The sequence below is a fragment of the Scopulibacillus darangshiensis genome, assembly GCF_004341035.1.
Taxonomy (GTDB): Bacteria; Bacillota; Bacilli; order Bacillales; family Sporolactobacillaceae; genus Scopulibacillus; species Scopulibacillus darangshiensis.
In genome coordinates, this window is sequence record NZ_SLXK01000009.1 from 83,244 (window position 1) to 103,275 (window position 20,032).

The window sequence follows — 20,032 nt, forward strand, 5'->3', positions numbered from 1 at the left end:
GAGGCAAAGTGATGAAGAAGTTGAGGTATTTGTTGCTATCATTGATTGTTATTACCTGTATGGTACTAAGTGCCTGTTCGGGCGGAGGCAATTCAACAAGTGGCAAAAAAGGGGGAATTGGCGGGGAAATTACGATTTGGGGTTGGGACGTAGCTGCAAAATCTTTGCAGGATGCTGTTAAAGGATTTAATAAGAAATATCCTGATGTAAAGGTAAAGGTTCAAAATTACAGCGCCTCTGAAGTCTACGACAAACTGACGGTCGGCCTGCAAGCTAGAGGGAAAGGTTTGCCTGACATCGTGATGTTAGAAGATGGCGAATTCCCTAGTTATACGAATGAGTTTCCCGATGGCTTCGTCAATTTATCAAAGCTGGGATATGATAAGTACGCGGATATTTTCAGTTCATCTAAAATAGCTGAACTGAAAAATAGTAAAGGCGATCTTCTCGCTGCGCCATGGGATATTGGGCCGGCCGGCGTCTTTTATAGAGTCGATTTGTTTAAGAAAGCCGGGGTTAACCCTGATTCAATTAAGACATGGAAAGATTATATAGAAGGGGGCAAGAAGATCCAAGCAAAAACGGGGGCTAAGATGCTTCCAATTGATATTTCAAACAGTACCGAAATATACGAGATGATGCTGCAAGAGCAAGGGATCATGTACACAGATAAAAAAGGCAAGGTTATGCTGACATCTGACAAGGCACAAAAAGCGATGAATGTATTAAAGGAATTAAATGATAATAAATTGATTGACAATGTCAGCGGCTGGAATGGGCTTGTTACTGCAACGGTTAACGGATCAGTAGCAACTGTCCCATACGGGGTTTGGTATTCAGGATCAATTAAAGATCAAGCACCAAAGTTAAAAGGAAAATGGGGCGTTTTTTATCTGCCAGCCTTTGAAGGCAGCAAGGGACGTTTTGCAAATTCAGGAGGCTCTTCGCTGCTTATTCCTTCATCAAGTGACAATCAAAAGACTGCTTATGCCTTTTTGAAGTATTTCACAACAAATAAGGATGTACAAATGGAGGCATTCAAGGATTATGGCTTGTTTCCTTCTCTGCTGGAAACATACAATGACCCATATTTTGATAAGAAATCTCCGTTCTTTAACAATCAAAAAGTATACCGCCTCTTTGCTGATGAGGTAGAAAAGGTGCCGGCGGTGAACGTTACGGCAAACTATAAACGGTCAAGCAAATTTGTCGCCGATGCCCAGGCCGCCATTCTGATCCGCCATAAATCGGTAAAGAAAGGATTAACTCAAGCTGCCGAGCAAATGAAGAACATTACTAGCAGATAACACTGTAAAGAAAACTTGCTGATTGGCAAGCCTTTAATAGGCGTAGCCAGAGGTTAGTTGCACTTATGTGCGTAAGAAAGTTTATACTTTCTTATTAACGAATCAAAGGGGAAGGATGAACCAATCCTCCCCTTCACCTGAATTTACGCTATGGCGCTTTTGGCAGCGAATTGACATGAGGAGGTTTTACTGACTATGCAGCTCCCATTAGAAAAAAATAACAAGAAGGTTGTGCAAACAAAAGCGGCAGATATTAATAGAAGGAAGAGATGGATTACCCCAAAATCAGCACCTTATATTTTTATCGCACCAACTGTTATATTATTAATCATTTTTACGCTGTATCCGATCGTTTCATCGTTTTTATTAAGCTTTAAAACAAAGATTGCTGGACAATATGTTTTTTCGGGATTTCATAATTATATCCGTCTTTTTCACGACCCCGTTTTTTATAAGTCATTAGTCAACACATTTGAGATCTTAATCATTCAAGTACCGATCATGATTTTCCTTGCCTTAATTATTGCCGTTCTTATTAACTCGCCTATTGTTAAGTTAAATGCGCTGTTTCGAATCTCCTTTTTTATGCCTGCCATTACTTCTTTAGTGGCGGCATCTCTTGTATTTATGATATTGCTGGATAACAATACAGGGCTTGTCAATTATTTGCTTTCCCTTATGGGTATCCATAAGATTGCTTGGCTGACACAGCCTTTTTGGGCCAAGGTGTCAATTATTATCTTAATGTCATGGCGCTGGATAGGCTACAATATGGTTATTTTTTTGGCGGGATTGCAGGGGATCGGGCAGGATTTATATGAGGCGGCAAGCATAGATGGAGCAGGTAAGGTAAGACAATTTTTTTCTATCACATTGCCCCAATTAAAACCTATTTTTGTATTTACCGTTGTTTTATCGACGATTGGCACGCTGCAGTTGTTTGATGAGCCATACATTTTGACCGGCGGAGGCCCTAGTAATGCCACAATGACAATAACGCTGTATTTATATCAAAATGGATTTAAATATTTTGACTTTGGATATGCATCAGCCATTGCCTATGTGTTGGTTATTATTACAGCGATTCTATCGTGGATTCAGTTAAAATGGGCAGGTGACAAAGACTGATGAAAAATCAATACTCTCCTGTAAGTAAGACGGTGATTTATCTTCTTCTTATTTTCGGTGCCCTTCTTTCTATTGCACCTTTTTATTGGATGTTTGTTGGCGCGACTAATGCATCAGGTGACATTTTGCATATTCCGCCCCGCTTGTTGCCGGGGAAGCATCTTATCGAGAATTTTAAAAATCTGCAGGAGTCGCTGGGAATGACAAGAATTATGTTTAATTCATTGTTTGTTTCGTTAGTCTCGACATTCCTAAGCCTTCTGATATGTTCAGCCGCGGGATACGCCTTTGCTAAATTTAAATTTAAGGGCAGGGACGTGATTTTCTTTGCTATATTGCTGACAATGATGATCCCTTCTCAAGTCACATTAGTGCCATTGTTTAAATTAATGGTTGCACTTAACTGGTTAGATACGTACCAAGCTGTTATATTGCCGCAATTAGCCGTTCCATTTGCCATATTTTTAATTAGGCAAAACATGTTGTCTTTCCCCGATGATCTTTTGAAGGCGGCAAGGATCGATGGAGCCGGAGAGCTGCGTATCTTTTTTACCATTGTTTTACCTACAATGAAACCCGCATTAGCAGCGGTAGCGATCTTTCTGTTTATGTCGCAATGGAATAGCTTCATTTGGCCTTTAGTCGTCTTAAGCTCCCCGGATATGTACACACTGCCGGTCGCGCTCTCAAGTTTAATAGGTCTAGCCCGAATCGATTATGGCCAAGTGATGCTGGGCGCAACCATTTCTACCGTTCCCGTTATCGTCTTTTTCCTGATATTCCAGAAGCAATTTATTGCAGGGATTTTAGGGGGATCGGTAAAAGAATAAAAAGGAATATGATTAGAAAGAGGGGGGATGGCACGCATAACCCCCGGGGGGCGAGCAAAAAAATCCCAATGGCTTCTTGAATAGGAATATCACCAGTGAAACATACCTAAATTAAAGGGCTTCGGCATTTTTTGTCGAATCTTTAATTTAGGTTATTTTATTTTCCATTAATGATTGAAGGGATTTCTGCCATGAATATAAATGAATTGCAGTCATGGGTTTCAAAACTTGGACTCACTCCCCACCCGGAAGGCGGCTATTATAAGGAAACATTTAAATCGCGGGAAGTGATTTCTGACAAGGAGCTGGATGTCGATTTCACAGGGAATCGAAAGCTTTACACGAGTATTTACTTTCTGCTAACATCCAATGATGTTTCACATTTTCACCGCCTGAAGTCTGATGAGTTATGGTATTTCCATGGAGGAAGTCCTTTATCCATCCATGTCATCCATGAAAATGGCCAATATGATGAAATTAAATTAGGAATTAATCTGGAAAAGGGGGAAGTGCCACAAGCCTTGGTGCCTAAGAATTCGATCTTCGGGTCGTCTGTCATGGAGAAAGATACATACTCTTTAGTTGGTTGTATGGTTTCACCGGGTTTTGATTTTCAAGACTTTGAGTTGTTTACACAAGATGAGCTTTTATTGAAGTATCCCGGGCACAAGGATATTATTATGAAATTGGCGTACAAACGTATTCCAAAATAAGTTAAGAAGGGGAATCATGAATGCATATTCTAAAAGCCTACCGCTTTCCGCTCACTATTTTATTATCCGTTATAATTGGGGCGATTCTTGGCCTGGTTTTTGGAGAAAAGGTGGAAGTCATCAAACCGCTTGGTGATCTTTTTCTCAATTTAATGTTTACCCTTGTCGTGCCGTTGGTGTTTTTCAGCATTGCTTCAGCGGTTGCTGATACGGACAATGCAAAGCGCTTGGGGAAAATTATGGGCAGTATGCTCGGTGTCTTTATTATTACTGGCATCGTCGCTTCTCTCATCATGCTTTTGTCGGTGTCATTGTTTTCCCCGACAGAAGGGGTAAGCATCACACTTAAAGCACCTGATCATGTTGAACAAGCCAAAAGCTTCAGTGATCAGCTCGTGCAAGCGTTCACAGTGGACGACTTTTCAAAAATCTTTTCACGGGAAAATATGCTGGCATTGATTGTTTTTGCGGCACTCGTCGGACTTTCAACGAGTTTAATCGGTGAAAAGGGAAAGCCATTTGCCAGTCTGTTAAAGTCTGGATCAGAAGTCTTTATAAAATTTGTCTCCATCGTCATGTATTACGCTCCGATTGGCCTTGGTGCTTATTTCGCTTCTTTAGTCGGTGTCTTCGGACCGCAGCTCGTCGGTGATTATGCCCGTGCCGCCGTTGTCTATTATCCGACCGCCATCATCTATTTTCTTGTTGGCTTTACCCTTTACGCTTTCCTTGCCGGTGGTCCGCTTGGAATCAAAACTTTCTGGAAAAATGCTGTGTCACCTACGGCTGTGTCATTAGCAACATCAAGCAGTGTTGCTACGATTCCTGTCAATTTGGAAGCCGCCCAAAGAAATGGTGTTCCAAGAGATATTCGTGAGACTATCATCCCAATTGGAGCAACGATTCATATGGATGGCTCGTGCTTAAGTGCCATTTTGAAAATCGCCTTTCTCTTCAGTATCTTTCAAAAGGATCTCCTTACCCCAAGTGCTTTTCTCATCGCCATTGGTATCGCACTATTAAGTGGTATGGTCATGAGCGGTATTCCTGGCGGCGGTTTTATCGGAGAAATGATGATCGTCACGATGTATGGTTTTCCAACAACAGCATTGCCGATTCTTGCAATCCTCGGCACCCTCGTCGATCCGCCGGCGACCATGGTCAACGCTGTCGGTGATAATGTGTCCAGTATGCTTGTCACCCGTATAGTTGACGGGAAAAATTGGTTGAAGAGAGCGCTTAGCGGCAATGGCTCGGGAAGCTCCGTACAGAAAAATGAGTCCGGTCAATACAGCGGCGAAAACCCGCATATATAAGGTCCACTTTAAAAAATAAAATATTAAGGCAATGCACATGAGACTTCGCACATGAAAATCTCGTGTGCATTTTTGTGTTGCTAATAAAGGCGGTAAAAGGACAAAGCCAGGTTGGACATCAGGAGAGATGGGCTTCATGAAGACACCAAGCCGGTAAAAAGAGGGGAGAAAATGTCTTCATAAGGCGATGAAAGACAAAACACGCCGGAAAATCGGGTGAAATGTCTTTCATAAGGGCGATGAAAGACAAAACACGCCGGAAAATCGGGTGAAATGTCTTTCATGAGGGCGATGAAAGACAAAACGCACCAGGAAATCGGGTGAAATGTCTTTCATGAGGGCGATGAAGGACAAAACGCACCAGTAAATCGGGTGAAATGTCTTTCATGAGGGCGATGAAAGACAAAACACGCCGGGAAATCAGTGAAAATGTCTTTCATAAGGGCGATGAAAGACAAAACACGCCGGAAAATCGGGTGAAATGTCTTTCATGAGGACGATGAAAGACAAAACACGCCGGGAAATCGGGTGAAATGTCTTTCATGAGGGCGATGAAAGACAAAACGCACTAGGAAATCGGGTGAAATGTCTTTCATGAGGGCGATGAAGGACAAAACGCACCAGTAAATCGGGTGAAATGTCTTTCATGAGGGCGATGAAAGACAAAATGCACTAGGAAATCGGGTGAAATGTCTTTCATGAGGGCGATGAAAGACAAAACACACCGGGAAATCGGGTGAAATGTCTCTCATGAGGGCGATGAAGGACAAACCCCATCCGGAAATCAGGCCGATTAGGATACTAACCTTTAACCTGAATGCTTTTTCTCTTTTCTCTGCCGAACTGGTAATAATAAAAGAGGAGAATGCCTGCGTGCAAAAGCGCAAGAATGAGAAATATATTGCTGTAGATAGTGCCGTCCGTGTAGAGGCTTGACCTGCAGGCACCTTCCGACAAGCACCATCCAGAATGCTTGGGAGAGAAGGCCGATCAGGGAAGGAAAAGAAAGCATTAAGTATTTTAAAAAAGAGAAAAGACAAGTAAAAGAAGAAGTCGATGGGATATAAATCCGGCTAAAGGTCTGCCTTGATTTATAGTTCTTTTCTATCATTCTCCGTAGTGATTCAAAATGCACTAGCAGGTTTTGAATATTCGGTATATTATGGTATATAGGGTTATCCCTACAACCCTATATTGAAACAAAAGATAAAAAATGTTTATTGCTGGAGGCGGTATTTGTTTTGTGTACAACAATTCTTCCTAATCAAGGTGAAGCTGAAAAGAATATTAAGCCTGGTCCTGGGTTTGATTTTACTGTTGTCGATGACATCTCTCATTCTACTAAGCTTACCGTTGAACGGGCCCTCCCAAAAAAGGGGTTAAACACCTGGATACCATCAGGAAATTTCGAAGGTTCTTCTCTTATTAAGGTTCCGAGGTTTCCAAGTGACATCTCAGGGGATATCAAAGATCGCGATCTAAAGTTATCAACGGTACGTAATGAACAAGTTTCAGCTCAATTGGCGGTAGCAAGTACAAAAGGCATTATAGATTTACGGACCTCTGTCTGTGATCTTAAAAGTGAAAACGGCGATAAAATATCATCAAAAAATGTTCATGTCCGTTATGTCGGTTATGTGCCGGTTGCTGAATCTATTAATGGCGCACCTATTCACTCAGTCGCGGGGTCTGGTGTTTCCGGCGATCGCCATCCCGATGTTGTAGCTGATCCGTTAATCAACGCAGCAAAAATTGATGTGGCGGACCATCGGGCTCAGCCTATTTGGTTTACCTTTAATATTCCGAAGTCGGCAAAACCAGGCGTCTATCATGGGGAGGTTTTACTTGCATCTGGCAACGATGAAACGATTACCTATAATCTCACAGTGGATGTTAAAAACGCGATTATGCCCGATTCGAAAGATTATAAGTTTCATCTGGATGTTTGGATGAATCCGAATGCGATCGCCACTGCCTATCACGTCAAACCATGGCAATCAGAAAAGTTTTGGCATTTGATTGAGGTCTACTTTAAGGATCTGGCAAGCAGTGGCCAAAAAACAATCACAACGCCGATCATACAAAATCCCTGGTTAGTCGGCTGGAACAATTGGCAGCCGCAAACTGCCACGGGGTATGACAGTATGGTCAAATGGAAGCATGACGGGGAAAATTGGGATTTCGATTACTCGATTTTTGACCGCTATGTAAAAACCGGACTGAAAGCAGGAGTTGGACCGTATATTACCGCTTATTCTCTTTTGGTATTTAGAGGCCCGCAAAGGATCACCTATTTAGATGAACGGACAGGTAAAATGATAGAAAAAAGGACCGAGGTGGGGAGTCAGTTTTGGACCGAAGCATGGACAGCATTTCTTCAAGACTTTTCCGCTCACCTAAAGAAAAAGGGCTGGCTTGATAAAACCTATTTGGCGTTTGACGAACGGCCGGCTGACATTGTGTCACAGGTCATTGATTTAATTAAAAATGCCGCACCTGAGTTTTTGGATCAAACCCAAATGGCGGGTACTCAAGATGTTGGCCTGTACGCGCAAAATCTATCTCTAGGCATCAGTGATCTAACACAAGTTTCGGGTGAATGGATCGATGAAAGACATCAAAAGGGAAAAGAAACGACATTTTACATGTGGGCAGGGGATACCCATCCCAATACACTGACATTTTCTCCTTCTGTAGAATCGCGGATGATTGGCTGGATTGCCGCGAAATGGCATTTGGATGGCTTCTTACACTGGGCTTACAACGACTGGACAAATGATGTCTTTAAAGAGCCGGTTTATGCGTTCACGCAAGGGGATGAGTATTTCATTTATCCTGACAAAAATGGTCCAATGTCGAGCATTCGCTGGGAACTATTGAAAGAGGGCATTGAAGATTATGAACTTCTTCAAATGGTAAAAGAAAAGGATCCAAATAGTGAAAATCTGAAAGAGGCATTAGGTCTAGCAACACGCCAATGGGACGGAAGAAAAAAAGACGTTAACGATCTCGTGCAAGCCCGGCACCTGATTATGGAGGAACTCTGAGTCCCAGTCACCGGAGTAAAGAGGATTTTATCATAAAGGAGAGGTTTTTTTGATTAAGACCAAGGGTCGTATTCTGTTTCTGCTCATGATCTGCTTTCTATTAATTGGGACCTCCGCTGTTCATGCGAAAGGCCAGAATACAAAGTCTAAAAAAGAAGAAGCGACGACGATTGGTAATGTCACAGATATTTCGGCTGACGGAAATACGTACATATTCTCAGCCGGCAAGACTAAGGTTCGTGTCGTTTTTTATGAACATGACATGTTCCGGATCCAAATGGCACCGGACGGCAAATTTACTGATCCTACTAAAGGCAAGATTGTGTTGAAGGATGACCTTCCTTCGATCAAAACACAATGGGACGATGCGGGGGATTACTATAAAATTTCTTCAAAGCATGTCGTTTTACGAGTGTATAAACATCCCATGCGCTTTGCTTTGTACAAGGATGATAATAAGACGCTGATTTGGAAAGAGACAAAAGGTTTGACATGGACGGATGATAAAACGGTACAAACCTTAAGCCGCGGGGGTAAGGAACAATTTTTTGGCGGCGGGATGCAGAATGGCAGATTCTCACACCGCGGTGAGAAGATAAATATATCCACGTCTTATAATTGGAATAACGGCGGTCATCCGAATCCTTCACCTTTTTACATGAGTACGAAAGGTTATGGGGTCTTTCGCAATACATTTGCATCAGGAACGTATTCTTTTAACGACCCGGTAAAGGCGAGTGAGAATGAAAAACGGTTTGATGCTTATTACTTTTACGGTCCTAGCCTTAAAGATATCCTTGATGGCTATACCGAACTGACCGGACGTCCATTTATGCCGCCTATTTACGGATTGGAATTGGGTGATTCCGATTGTTATAACGAGGATGGCGAAACGACAACGGATGCCTTGAAAATAGCTGACGGTTATAAAAAACACGATTTTCCTGCAGGCTGGATGCTAGTTAACGACGGTTACGGATGCGGTTATGAAAATCTGGAAAAGGCGGGGAAGGAATTAAGAGACAGGCACATTCAACTCGGATTATGGACTGAGGATGGTTTGAAAAATGGAAAATGGGAAGTCCAGAAAGCCGGTGTCCGTGTTCGAAAACTTGATGTTGCTTGGGTTGGTCCTGGATATGAATTCGCATTTGATGCAGCGAAATCTGCCTTCGATAATATCGAAGCCAACAGCAATTCCCGCGGATTTGTGTGGATGGTGGAAGGCTGGGCAGGGACGCAGCGTCACGCCGTCATGTGGACCGGTGATCAGACCGGATCATGGGATAATATCCGGTTTACGATTCCGACCATTGCCGGATCGGGACTATCGGGAATGGCTTATACAGCGAGTGATGTAGATGGGATCTTCGGAGGCAGTCCTGAAACCTATGTTAGGGACTTGCAGTGGAAGACATTAACGCCGGTGTTAATGACGATGTCCGGCTGGGCTCCGAAGGATAAGCAGCCTTGGGTATACGGAGAGCCGTACACATCAATCAATCGCAAATATTTGGACCTGCATGAACGGCTTCTCCCTTATATTTATTCTTATGCGGACATTGCTCATGAAACTGGCGTGCCCCCGGTCAGAAGCCTTGTTCTCGAATATCCGAATGACCCGAACACTTGGGATGATACAACGAAGTACGAGTTCATGCTGGGAGAATCGTTCCTTGTCGCTCCAGTTTATAAGGACAGCAAGGAACGAAACGGGATTTATCTTCCAAAAGGGACTTGGGTAGATTACTGGAATGGAAAAGTGTACAAAGGACCGCGTCTCATTAATAACTACTCGGCACCATTAGATAAATTGCCGCTGTTCGTTAAAGCGGGTGCCATTGTTCCAATGCGCGCTCCTAATACCAATGATTATGATAGGGCACAGCAACGTCCTTTGACGTTAGATCTTTATCCACAAGGTAATTCTGACTTTTCGCTTTACATGGATGACGGTGTGACCCGTGAATATAAAGAGGGGGCTTCAGCCAAACAACATATTAAGATGTCTGCACCGAAAAAAGGGCGAGGCAATGTAAAAATTACAGTTGGCGCGTTAAAAGGAAAGTTTGCTGGCAAGCCGGAACACCGTGGTTACGAGCTAACTTTACACACCGGCAAGAAGCCTGCAAACGTGGCCATGGGAAAGGGAGAGAAATTAAAACAGTATAAATCAAGAGATGCCTTTGATAAGGCGGATAACGGCTGGTTTTATGATAAACATGATCGCGGTGGCATTGTCCATGTTAAAACAACGCCAATGTCGGTCGACAAGCCGTTCACTATCACATTGCACGGCACAAGCAGTATTGGGGGCAAAGAAGCGGATCCTGCAGCATTGACTCGTTTGCAGGCGCCGGATAAGCTAACTCCAGCCAAACCTGCCGAGGTTAAAGCAACATTCCTGAATGGCAGTGATGCAGACATGAAGAATGTTGACTTGTCGTTGGACCTTCCCGATGGCTGGTCGGTTCAGCCAAAAACCGACACAAACTTTAAGAAAGTAAAAAATGGCCAAAAAGTAACTGCGGTGTTTACGGTTACTGCACCTGATGAAACCAAGGAAGGCATCTACAGCATCATCGCGCGTGCTGACTTTAAGCAGCGCGGCAGAGAGTATTCAGCAAGTGAAATTGATGATACGTATGTTATCAACCCGTATAAAATTCCGCAATCTCAAATGACGGCGAGCGCTACAAGTGAACAAACGGGATCTGACCCCGCGTCACATGCTATTGACGGTGATCCAAATACCATGTGGCATACGGACTGGTCGGGATCAGATCACTTGCCGCAGTCGATCACGGTTGATCTTGGCGGGACATACAACATTAACGAGATCAAATATTTGCCAAGGCAAAGCGGAACGAACGGGATTATTACAAAATACAAACTCTATGTAAGTACGGATGGGAAGAACTTTAGGGAAGTATCATCAGGGACATGGGATAACGACAAAAAGGAGAAAGGTGCCACGTTTAACGCCATTGATGCTTCCTATATCAAGTTAGAAGCAATAGAAGGTGTCAATGGCTTTGCTTCCGCTGCTGAAATTAACGTGTTTAAAACAAAAAAATAGGGCTTGATTAGGAGGTTGTGACAAAACTAAAAGAGTTTTCATATGCCGAACAATAAAATGAAAAGTATAATAGCAAATGCGAAGCGTAGTCAAAACACGAAAGACTCCTACGGGAACAGCACGTGTCCGAGGCCCCCGCAAGAAAGCGGTTTTACCTTTCTGAGGAGGCTGAAGCCGTGCCCGTGGTAAGCGAAGTATTTTGACGGAGCGCTTCGTTGCTTTTTATGAGTAAAATACTTCTGTCCCAGCCTCTTTCCGCTTTACCGGGAATCAATTTAAGATTTATTTAATAACTTATTTATCAGGTGTTTAGAATTGCCGGTTATCATGAGAACAAGAGGAAAAGACAGGATGTGAGTTACGAGTATGAAAAAGAACCCAAAAAAGAGTTGGTGGATTTTAGTCATTGTGTCAGTTGGGGTAATGGTCCCATTTATGATTCCGTATTTCACTTTAGATTCTGATAAAAGCCGGGTGCCGCTCGCACCGGCGACACATGAATATCCTATCTTAGTCAGCCATATTGTTTTTGCTTTTATTGCTTTAATAACGGGGCTTCTCCAGTTTGTCGAGCGGATTCGCATCACCAATCCCAAGATCCATCGCATTATCGGCAAAATTTACGTCAGCAGTGTCTTTATAAGTGGTCTCCTTGCTTTGGCCGTCATTTTTTATGTTGAAAACTTCACAAAATCAATGGCTTTTCTCACTTTGGCTATTCTATGGTTATTCACATGCTGGAAAGGTTATCGCAAGGCTGTTAAAAGGCATTTTAACGAGCACCGTGTATGGATGTTGCGCAGCGTTGGTTTGACTTTGGTCGCTGTAAGTGCCCGCCTATTAGTGCCTGTGCTTCTCCTCCTGTATTACATTTTAAATGATTTCAGTCTTCCAGGTGGAAGAGATCAGGTATTCGAAGTGATTTTAAATGTGAACATCTGGGTAGGCCTGGTTCTCAACTTTATTATAGTTGAATGGGTGATTCTTAAGAAATCAAAAGGAAAAAACAAAAAACCATAAATGAGTATACCCCCAAGTGCTGTGATCTACAGTGATGACCACGGTAAGACTTGGAAACGAGGGGAGTCGCCAAACGACGCGATTCGAGAAGCGGCAAAGCACGTTTGATCTTTTCCAATCCGGCAAGTACGAGCGGCCGGCAAAATGGCACGATCAGAATTAGCGAAAATGGCGGCAAGACCTGGAATCGTTCCTCTGTCGTTACCCCAGGCGATTACGCATATTCAAGCTTAACCGTGCTGCCGAACGGAAAAATTGGTTTGCTTTATGAAAATAATAAGGGCAGCATAATGTTCACAACGATTTCCCGATCAAGCCTTAAATAGAGGTTAAGTTTAATATCCGCTCCCAGGATATATGTATAATGAGAAGGGTGAGGGGGTGGCAACATTCTATCATTTCTAGACAGCAACCTTAAATTAACGAAATCTGAGAAAAAGTTGTATGATTTTATTGATGATCATCACGAAGATATTATCTATGACTCTATCACGGAACTATCGGAGAAATCCGGTATCGGCAACGCAACAATCGTCAGGTTCTGCAAAAAACTGGGATTTAAAGGCTATCCCGAATTCAAGGTAGCTTTGGTCCGAGATTTGTCAGCCCGGGTACCCGGCAATGTCTTCAGCGGACCGATTGAACAGGAAGATTCTATAGAAACCATTGCCAAGAAATTTTACAAGGTCAATTTGGAAGCCCTCGAGGCAACAATGTCAAATATGGATTATGACATGATCAAGAAAGCGGCCCTGCTATTTAGAAAAGCAGGCAGGGTTCACTTTGCAGGCATCGGACACTCCGGTATGACGGCTTTGGAAACGAAATATAAGTTTATGAGAATCGGCTTTCATTCAGACGTCTATACTGACGACCATACCATGCTGATGATGGCGTCGATTATGGACAAAAGTGATTTGGTTTTTGCGATTTCTCATTCGGGCGAAACAAAAGAGATCGCTAAAATGCTGAAAATCGCCAAGACGAATGGGGCGCATATTATTTTCATCACGGGAAATCCCTCACCCGTAAATAAAGATGATGTTGATTATGCCATCCATTACAGTTCGACAGAATCCCTTTTTCAAACCGGTGCCGTGTCGACGAAAGTCGCCCAACTGTTTGTCATTGATCTCATATACACAGAAGTGGCCAGACTATCGATGGATGACGCGATTGGGAAGAAAATTAAAACAGCTCAAATTATAAAAACAAATAAGTGATGGCCAAAGAGCTTGAATTTGGAAAAAGTATGCCCTGCACACGTCCTGTCACGCGTACAGGGCTTTTTTAGTTAATCAGAAAGTATAACTTTCTGACGCACATAAGTGCAACTACGCCTCTGTCTTCGCCAAAGGCTCGCCAATCGGCGAGTTTTCTTTACCTGATGGAAATTAATATTTATGGTTTATACCCTAATTTAGACGAGATGCGCATACCGAATGCCACTGCTTTCTCTATTAATAGGTTTTGTCTTTCCTCAGTTATATTGAAATTGACATAACCTATACTTATTGCACCTATTAGTTCCCTCAATTGATTAAATACAGGGGCTGCAACGGATGATGTGCCTTGTGTTTTCTCACCGTGACTTATGCCGTAACCCTTTTGTTTCGTAGAATTTAGCAAGTCTACAAAAGCATCCTTTTCTTCTCCAGTTAATAATGCGTTGACGATTTTCACAGCTTCATCCTGTGGCATGTGAGCAAGCATCACTTTATTAGCGGCTCCGATGTTCATAGGGATACGTATGCCTAATTGGTCATTAATCCTGATTGGATTTGTCAAACAATCAATTCTTTCGACGACCAAGGACTCGAGTCCAAATGGTTTACTAAAGTAAATACTCTCTTCCACTTCTATCATTAATTTTTCCATTTCCGGGCGTATTAAACTTACGAAGTCCAAACTATCGTACAACTGCAAGCCGTATTCTAACCATGTATTTCCCAATGAATAGAGTTTTAGCTCTGGGTCTTGTTGAATCAGCCCATGTTTCTTCATTGAAGCTAGTAGGCGATGCATCGTGCTAACAGGTAAATCACATGCCTTAGACAGTTCAGTAATCGAAAACCATTTTTTTATGTCATTGCTGGCAAGGACTTCTATTGTCTGCATTGCTCGATCAATCGATTGCATATCCTCATCTCCTAATTTATCTATTATCTACTATAACTTATAAATAACTGGATTAGAAAGATTCGATAAATTCAAAAATAATATTAACACAAAAGCTTAGCATCAATATTATCATAATCAAGGGCTTTCTATTTACGGAAGCTAATTTCACAATATGGAAATGAGGTGTGACATTGTCTTACTGTCAATCGATGGTAGAGCGGCTTAATACAGTTATCGTAAAACGTCCAAAAGAGGCATTTATTAATCAAGATTATTTAAGCAAAGAATGGGAGAAATTCAACTTCATCAAGGAACCCAATTTTACAGAAGCTGAAAACGAATATAATGAGTTCATCACCATTCTTAGAAAACATGTGGAACACATTGAATTTTTGCCTGCTTCAGAAATAACAGGACTAGATTCTCTCTATGCCCACGACCCTGTAAAGTTCACGGGAAAAGGTGCTATCATTTTAAAATCAGGGAAAACATTGCGGCAGCCAGAAGCGGACGTTTATAAAAAGCTTTTGCAAGAAAAAAACATTCCAATAATAGGCGAGCTTACAGGTAGTGCTGTTGCGGACGGGGGTGATATCGTGTGGTTGGATGATCGAACTCTGGCCGTAGGACGCGGTTATCGGACGAATGATGAAGCGATCCGGAAAATTAAGGAAATGACTAAGGAGATGGTCGATGAATTTATAGTTGTTCCACTTCCGCATGATCAGGGAGAGGCCGAATGTCTCCATCTCATGTCACTCATAAGTCTTGTGGACACTAATCTTGCTGTCGTTTATTCGAGATTAATGCCTGTCTTTTTTCGGCAATTACTTATAAAACGCGGCATTCGGCTTATTGAGGTTCCTGAAAAGGAATATCATAGACTCGGTTGCAATGTCCTTGCTTTGGCACCACGAGTTTGTGTTATGGTTTCAGGAAATCCTTCTACAAAACAAAAATTAAAGGATGCCGGGGCGACCGTTTATGAATACAAGGGGCATGATATTTCTTATCTTGGAACAGGCGGACCGACCTGTCTTACCTGCCCGGTCATACGGAATTCAGGAGGCTAATGACCACTTTTAAGAGTAAAATCATTAATCGCGGGGAATTTTAAGAGCTAAATCACCGTGTGGAGGCCAAAAATGGATTTCCCTAAAGATTCCCTAAGTAAAGTAACTTGTCACAATGAATATGGGACCCTCCAGCGCGTCCTTTTATGTACACCACAGTTCATGGAAATAAAAGAGGTCATTAATGAAACACAGGAGCGTTTTGTCAACGATGATATCAATTCTCTTCTAGCAGTGGAACAACATGAATCACTTATTAAAGTTCTAGAGAAAGAAAATATCGACGTCATCCTTCTTACCGCAAACGAAAAATTTCCGGAACAGGTGTTTACCAGAGATATTGGATTTACAGTCGGTGAGACGTTGTTTTTGGCCAACATGAAGCGCAAAGTTCGACAAAACGAAGATAAAACATTCGCCAAATGGCTCACTGAACATGGCATTTCTTTTGAATCAATAAAAAATGGGAGTATTGAAGGCGGAGACGTCATCGTTGACAGTACCAGAGTATGGGTGGGTTCCAGTGACCGGACCTCCATGGAAGCAATTGATGAACTGAGGGGGAAATCCCCTGGCTTCGAGATAACAGCAGTGCCATTTATGGAAGAGTATTTGCATCTTGATTGTGTGTTTAACATTATCTCACCGAACGAGGCGTTAATTTATCCGAAAGCTTTTGATAGAAATGTTGTCAACACATTGTCTTCGTGTTACGACTTAATTGACGTGTCATCAAAAGAGCAATTCACCCTGGGAACCAACATTCTTTCGATAGGTAATCGAACCGTGATCAGTTTGCCTATAAATAAGGAAGTGAACAAAAAGCTGCGGAGACGGGGATTTTCTGTCGTGGAAGTGGACATTTCCGAAATCATTAAATCCGGGGGTTCCTTTCGCTGCATCACCCTGCCGCTGATAAGGGAATAAAAAAGGACTGGGCGCATTGCCGGTTTCCGCCTCCTTTCCGGCTTGGCCCAGCCCAGCTGCGGCCGAGACTTAGAACTTGCTTTTAAGTTCTAAATACTTTTCCATTTCATTTACAAAATGCGCAAGGGATGAACGGATCTCGAATTCCTGTCGATCCTGTGGCAACGGGGATTCGCGAAATTCCACCCGCATGGCTTCCAAATCTTCTAGGAACTGATCTGCCGTGTTTTTTGGCGATACCCTTTGGCTTAAGCGATCCAAAAAATCCGAAATGTGCCTTCCTTGTTTATAAGTCCGGTCAAGCGAGGCAATCATCGGCATAAGCCGCTCTAAGATTTCAAATTGTTCTCCCCGCATTATAAAATACGAGTGGTAACTGTCCTTTTTTTGGAAGGGGTGATTTTCAATATCCTTAAGTGAGAGGGATTTGGCTTCTTTTAAAATATCGGCTGTTTCAAGAATTTCTTTTCCTGTCCAATCTGAGTCACCGTCACGAAGATAGGTGGCGAACTCCTTTAAAATGATCGCAAAGTTTTCTTCAACTTTTTTTCGGTATCTCGTAATTTGATTTTCCAAACTCGGCATATACCAGTTAAGTAAAAGCGCAACGCCAATGCCGATGACAATAACGCCAACTTGGTCCCAGATAATGGCCCAAGTCGTTTGCCCTTGGGAGTATAGCTGCAAGATAATAACCGAACTTGTTCCTACAGCATCCTGCGCCCTCAGTTTTACAATGGATGGAATGAACAACAGTAAAACGAGCATAATTGTCCAAGGGTGATACCCCAGGAGATGAAAAAAGATGACTGAAAACACCATCGCCAACACACATGCTACAAACCGTTGCAGTGCACTGAATAATGATGCCTTTTTGGTTGGTTTAATACATAAAATTGCAATGATGCCTGCCGAGATATAAAAATTTAGCCCCAGCAGCTGCGCAACGCCAACAGCAATGCCAGCCCCAATTGCGGTTTTTAAAGTTCGATAGCCTACATTAAACATCCTGTCTCCCCAATAGTTCTATATTTTTCACCCGGAAAATTAACATATCCTATCGTTATTTTACCCTGTCCTGTCCCGCTCAACAACTTTAGTGCAATAAGAAAGCAAACGAGCAGCCATGGACGGCAGCTCGTTTATTAAAAGCTTATATTTTTTTCCCAGTTTTATTTAGGAAGCGGCATCCACATCGTTAATGCTTAATTCCGGCGGGGATTTCCGGAACATTTTCGTTAAATATAATAGGTAAACGAACCCTATTGCCGCCCATATCACCCCAAGAATCAATGCGTTTTTGTCTAAATTAATCAGGAGCCATAGATCAAAAAAGGCGCCGATTAAAGGAAGCAAAAGATAAAAAATAATATTTTTTCCTGAACGCATACCCTTTTTAACAAAATAATGCCCAATAACAGAGAGGTTAACAAAGGTAAAAGTGACAAAGGCACCAAAATTAATAAAGGAAGTTGATGAAGCAACATCCATTTTCAATGCGAGAAGGGCAATAACAGCGACGGTTAAAAGATTAAATATGGGTGTATGATACCGTTTGTGAAGAAAACCAAAAACCTTCTTCGGTAATACGCTGTCGCGTCCCATCGCAAATAATAAACGTGATGCACTGGCTTGAGCGGATAAACCGGAAGCGAATTGAGCCGTAATCATGCCAGCGAGGAAAATCGCGCTAAATAAATTTCCCCCAATAAACTTTGCGATTTCAAATCCAGCAGAATCAATGTTTTTGAAATGATGAAAGTCCGGATAGACGAGATAAATAAAGTAAGAAGTGATAACAAACACGCCCCCGCCTATTAAAGCAACAAAAAAGATCGCACGCGGAATCGTTTTTTTAGGATTAATGGTTTCTTCCGATAATGTCGTGACTGCGTCAAAACCTAAAAAGGAGTAACAAGCAATGGAAGCTCCAGTTAAAGCAAGTGAAAAAGATGCATGACTGTTAAAAAAACCAGCTGAAGAAAGAAATGTACCTGTCCCTTTTCCATTCATGAGACAAATGATCGATAAGATAATGAACAAAAAGATAACAAGAAATTGGAACAGCATCATTAAAAAATTCACTCGGGATGACACGCGAAGACCTACAAAATTAATAATGGTTGTTACAACAATAAAACCTGCTATCCAAATCCAATTAGAAACAGAAGGAAAAGCTGCATGGAGGTAAACGCTTCCAATTAACCAAATGACCATAGGAAGAAATAAATAATCAAGCAGTACCGCCCAGCCTACTAAAAATCCTAAATGAGGATTGATTGATTTCCGTGTATAAGTGTAGGCGGATCCTGACACGGGATAAGCTTGTACCATTTTACCATAACTATAGGCAGTAAACAGCATGGCAATTAAAGCAATAAGGTATGCGGTCGGAACAAGACCGTTTGTCGCTTCGGCTATGACACCATAAGTGCCAAATACAATCATTGGAGCCATATAGGCAAGTCCAAACAAAACTAACGGTGTTATTGTGAGTGATCGTTCCAAAGATTTTCTTCCATTTTCCATCAAACCAACCTTCCTTTAGCTTATTTATCCCCCAAAAGGTTAATATAAATTTGGCGAAATTATGAGGTAACATTCGCTAAGTTCTTTTTTATAAGGGTATGCAAGTTATTTGTATAAGCGAGCTTGGGGTCTCGATTTCCTTGCAGCCGGATTTCTGCTGTACGGACACCTTCTTCTGAATCAAGCTTGAAAATGACCTTTCCTTCGGGATCGACGGCCATGCTATGTCCAAAAAAGGCGAGTTCCCCTTCATGGCCTATCCGGTTACAAATAACGATTGGCACTTCATTTTCCAAGGCACGGCTTTGCATGTAAATATTTTGGTGATGTTCGTATGGGATCATGTTAGCTGTGTTCACTAAAATAACTTCTGCTCCGTTTAGACGAAGGAGCCGGGAAACCTCTGGAAACTCTAAATCATAACAAATCATCACACCAATTTTTCCAAACTTTGTGTCGAATACAGGCCAGCTGCTTCCTCGTGTGAAGTATTTCGCCTCTGTGTCAAACAAATGTGTTTTTCGATAAATGCCGCAGGTCGTGCCATCATCTTTTAATAAAGCACTGGATATATAAAAAGCGCCATTTTCTTTTTCAGGAAATGAGACGAGTGCATGGATTTTTTGGTCTTTGCACACTTTACCGAGCTTTTTCAAGGATTCTCCATCTTTTGTTTCAGCAATCGCCGGCAAGATGTCCCCGACTGAATAACCGGTTAGAGCCATTTCCGGAAAAACAACAAGATCTGCATCCTGCTTTTTTGCCTTTTTTAAATAGCCAATCATCTTTTCAAGATTTTTTTGTTTATCTTTAAGAACGGGATCAAATTGCGCTGTTGCAATGTTCACCTTTTTGCCTCCTTTTAACAATAATTAAAAAACTTTAGAGAAGGATCGTATAAAGGAAACTTAGGCTATCGCCTGCACTAAATCTTGGCGAAGC

At 42.1% G+C, this 20,032-nt stretch carries 17 protein-coding genes; 13 read left to right on the top strand and 4 right to left on the bottom strand.

From position 1 onward, the window contains the following. Positions 1-11: 11 nt before the first annotated feature. The 11 genes from EV207_RS08400 to EV207_RS08450 all read left to right on the top strand — a co-directional run bounded on the left by EV207_RS08400 (position 12) and on the right by EV207_RS08450 (position 13,663). Positions 12-1,307, top strand: a complete 1,296-nt coding sequence (locus tag EV207_RS08400) for an ABC transporter substrate-binding protein (RefSeq protein WP_243646994.1) — start codon at positions 12-14, stop codon at positions 1,305-1,307. A gap of 195 nt (positions 1,308-1,502) precedes the next feature. Next, entirely contained in the window at positions 1,503-2,435 is a 933-nt protein-coding gene (locus EV207_RS08405; RefSeq protein WP_132745622.1) for a carbohydrate ABC transporter permease, read from the top strand. After that, on the top strand, positions 2,435-3,265 hold the full coding sequence (locus tag EV207_RS08410; RefSeq protein WP_132745624.1) for a carbohydrate ABC transporter permease: 831 nt from the start codon (positions 2,435-2,437) through the stop codon (positions 3,263-3,265). The genes EV207_RS08405 and EV207_RS08410 overlap by 1 nt, the downstream gene beginning before the upstream one ends. Before the next feature lie 191 nt (positions 3,266-3,456). After that, positions 3,457-3,978 carry a cupin domain-containing protein gene (locus tag EV207_RS08415; protein ID WP_132745626.1) on the top strand — a complete coding sequence of 174 codons (522 nt, stop codon included), beginning with the start codon at positions 3,457-3,459 and terminating at the stop codon, positions 3,976-3,978. Between the two features lie 20 nt (positions 3,979-3,998). Further along, complete coding sequence (locus tag EV207_RS08420; protein ID WP_132745628.1) at positions 3,999-5,294, top strand: dicarboxylate/amino acid:cation symporter; 1,296 nt, start codon at positions 3,999-4,001, stop codon at positions 5,292-5,294. 750 nt (positions 5,295-6,044) lie between these two features. Continuing rightward, a complete protein-coding gene (locus EV207_RS08425; RefSeq protein ID WP_132745630.1) occupies positions 6,045-6,230 on the top strand; it encodes a hypothetical protein in 186 nt (61 codons plus the stop codon). Positions 6,231-6,535: 305 nt separating this feature from the next. Beyond that, on the top strand, positions 6,536-8,341 hold the full coding sequence (locus EV207_RS08430) for a DUF4091 domain-containing protein (RefSeq protein ID WP_132745632.1): 1,806 nt from the start codon (positions 6,536-6,538) through the stop codon (positions 8,339-8,341). A 49-nt stretch (positions 8,342-8,390) separates the two neighbouring features. Beyond that, positions 8,391-11,420 (top strand): discoidin domain-containing protein, encoded by a 3,030-nt coding sequence (locus EV207_RS08435; RefSeq protein WP_132745634.1) that lies wholly within the window; start codon positions 8,391-8,393, stop codon positions 11,418-11,420. A 366-nt stretch (positions 11,421-11,786) separates the two neighbouring features. Then, positions 11,787-12,440 carry a DUF2306 domain-containing protein gene (locus EV207_RS08440; RefSeq protein ID WP_132745636.1) on the top strand — a complete coding sequence of 218 codons (654 nt, stop codon included), beginning with the start codon at positions 11,787-11,789 and terminating at the stop codon, positions 12,438-12,440. Positions 12,441-12,490: 50 nt separating this feature from the next. Beyond that, complete coding sequence (locus EV207_RS08445; RefSeq protein ID WP_132745638.1) at positions 12,491-12,766, top strand: sialidase family protein; 276 nt, start codon at positions 12,491-12,493, stop codon at positions 12,764-12,766. Positions 12,767-12,829: 63 nt separating this feature from the next. After that, complete coding sequence (locus EV207_RS08450; protein ID WP_279389182.1) at positions 12,830-13,663, top strand: MurR/RpiR family transcriptional regulator; 834 nt, start codon at positions 12,830-12,832, stop codon at positions 13,661-13,663. Between the two features lie 178 nt (positions 13,664-13,841). On the opposite strand, the gene EV207_RS08455 is transcribed toward EV207_RS08450, so the two are convergent. Continuing rightward, positions 13,842-14,579 carry an IclR family transcriptional regulator gene (locus tag EV207_RS08455; RefSeq protein ID WP_132745642.1) on the bottom strand — a complete coding sequence of 246 codons (738 nt, stop codon included), beginning with the start codon at positions 14,577-14,579 and terminating at the stop codon, positions 13,842-13,844. Between the two features lie 173 nt (positions 14,580-14,752). On the opposite strand from EV207_RS08455, the gene EV207_RS08460 reads away from it, so the two are divergent. Both EV207_RS08460 and EV207_RS08465 read left to right on the top strand, forming a co-directional pair. Further along, positions 14,753-15,634: a dimethylarginine dimethylaminohydrolase family protein gene (locus EV207_RS08460; RefSeq protein ID WP_424511357.1), complete on the top strand. Its 882-nt coding sequence runs from the start codon at positions 14,753-14,755 to the stop codon at positions 15,632-15,634. A gap of 72 nt (positions 15,635-15,706) precedes the next feature. Continuing rightward, positions 15,707-16,561 carry a dimethylarginine dimethylaminohydrolase family protein gene (locus tag EV207_RS08465; protein WP_132745644.1) on the top strand — a complete coding sequence of 285 codons (855 nt, stop codon included), beginning with the start codon at positions 15,707-15,709 and terminating at the stop codon, positions 16,559-16,561. Positions 16,562-16,630: 69 nt separating this feature from the next. Here the strand turns inward: EV207_RS08465 and EV207_RS08470 are convergent, their stop codons facing one another. The 3 genes from EV207_RS08470 to EV207_RS08480 form a co-directional block, all read right to left on the bottom strand. After that, positions 16,631-17,569: an aromatic acid exporter family protein gene (locus EV207_RS08470; RefSeq protein ID WP_132745646.1), complete on the bottom strand. Its 939-nt coding sequence runs from the start codon at positions 17,567-17,569 to the stop codon at positions 16,631-16,633. Positions 17,570-17,737: 168 nt separating this feature from the next. Beyond that, entirely contained in the window at positions 17,738-19,090 is a 1,353-nt protein-coding gene (locus EV207_RS08475; protein WP_132745648.1) for an APC family permease, read from the bottom strand. A 59-nt stretch (positions 19,091-19,149) separates the two neighbouring features. Further along, a complete protein-coding gene (locus EV207_RS08480) occupies positions 19,150-19,938 on the bottom strand; it encodes a carbon-nitrogen hydrolase family protein (protein ID WP_132745650.1) in 789 nt (262 codons plus the stop codon). Between the last annotated feature and the right edge of the window lie 94 nt (positions 19,939-20,032).

Bases quoted from the DNA above. Each gene is read 5' to 3' on its own strand.
- EV207_RS08405 (WP_132745622.1), top strand. From the start codon at position 1,503: ATGCAGCTCCCATTAGAAAAAAATAACAAGAAGGTTGTGCAAACAAAA.
- EV207_RS08415 (WP_132745626.1), top strand. From the start codon at position 3,457: ATGAATATAAATGAATTGCAGTCATGGGTTTCAAAACTTGGACTCACT.
- EV207_RS08455 (WP_132745642.1), bottom strand. From the start codon at position 14,579: ATGCAATCGATTGATCGAGCAATGCAGACAATAGAAGTCCTTGCCAGC.
- EV207_RS08425 (WP_132745630.1), top strand. From the start codon at position 6,045: ATGAGGGCGATGAAGGACAAACCCCATCCGGAAATCAGGCCGATTAGG.
- EV207_RS08420 (WP_132745628.1), top strand. From the start codon at position 3,999: ATGCATATTCTAAAAGCCTACCGCTTTCCGCTCACTATTTTATTATCC.
- EV207_RS08440 (WP_132745636.1), top strand. From the start codon at position 11,787: ATGAAAAAGAACCCAAAAAAGAGTTGGTGGATTTTAGTCATTGTGTCA.
- EV207_RS08475 (WP_132745648.1), bottom strand. From the start codon at position 19,090: ATGGAAAATGGAAGAAAATCTTTGGAACGATCACTCACAATAACACCG.
- EV207_RS08465 (WP_132745644.1), top strand. From the start codon at position 15,707: ATGGATTTCCCTAAAGATTCCCTAAGTAAAGTAACTTGTCACAATGAA.
- EV207_RS08470 (WP_132745646.1), bottom strand. From the start codon at position 17,569: ATGTTTAATGTAGGCTATCGAACTTTAAAAACCGCAATTGGGGCTGGC.
- EV207_RS08400 (WP_243646994.1), top strand. From the start codon at position 12: ATGAAGAAGTTGAGGTATTTGTTGCTATCATTGATTGTTATTACCTGT.
- EV207_RS08410 (WP_132745624.1), top strand. From the start codon at position 2,435: ATGAAAAATCAATACTCTCCTGTAAGTAAGACGGTGATTTATCTTCTT.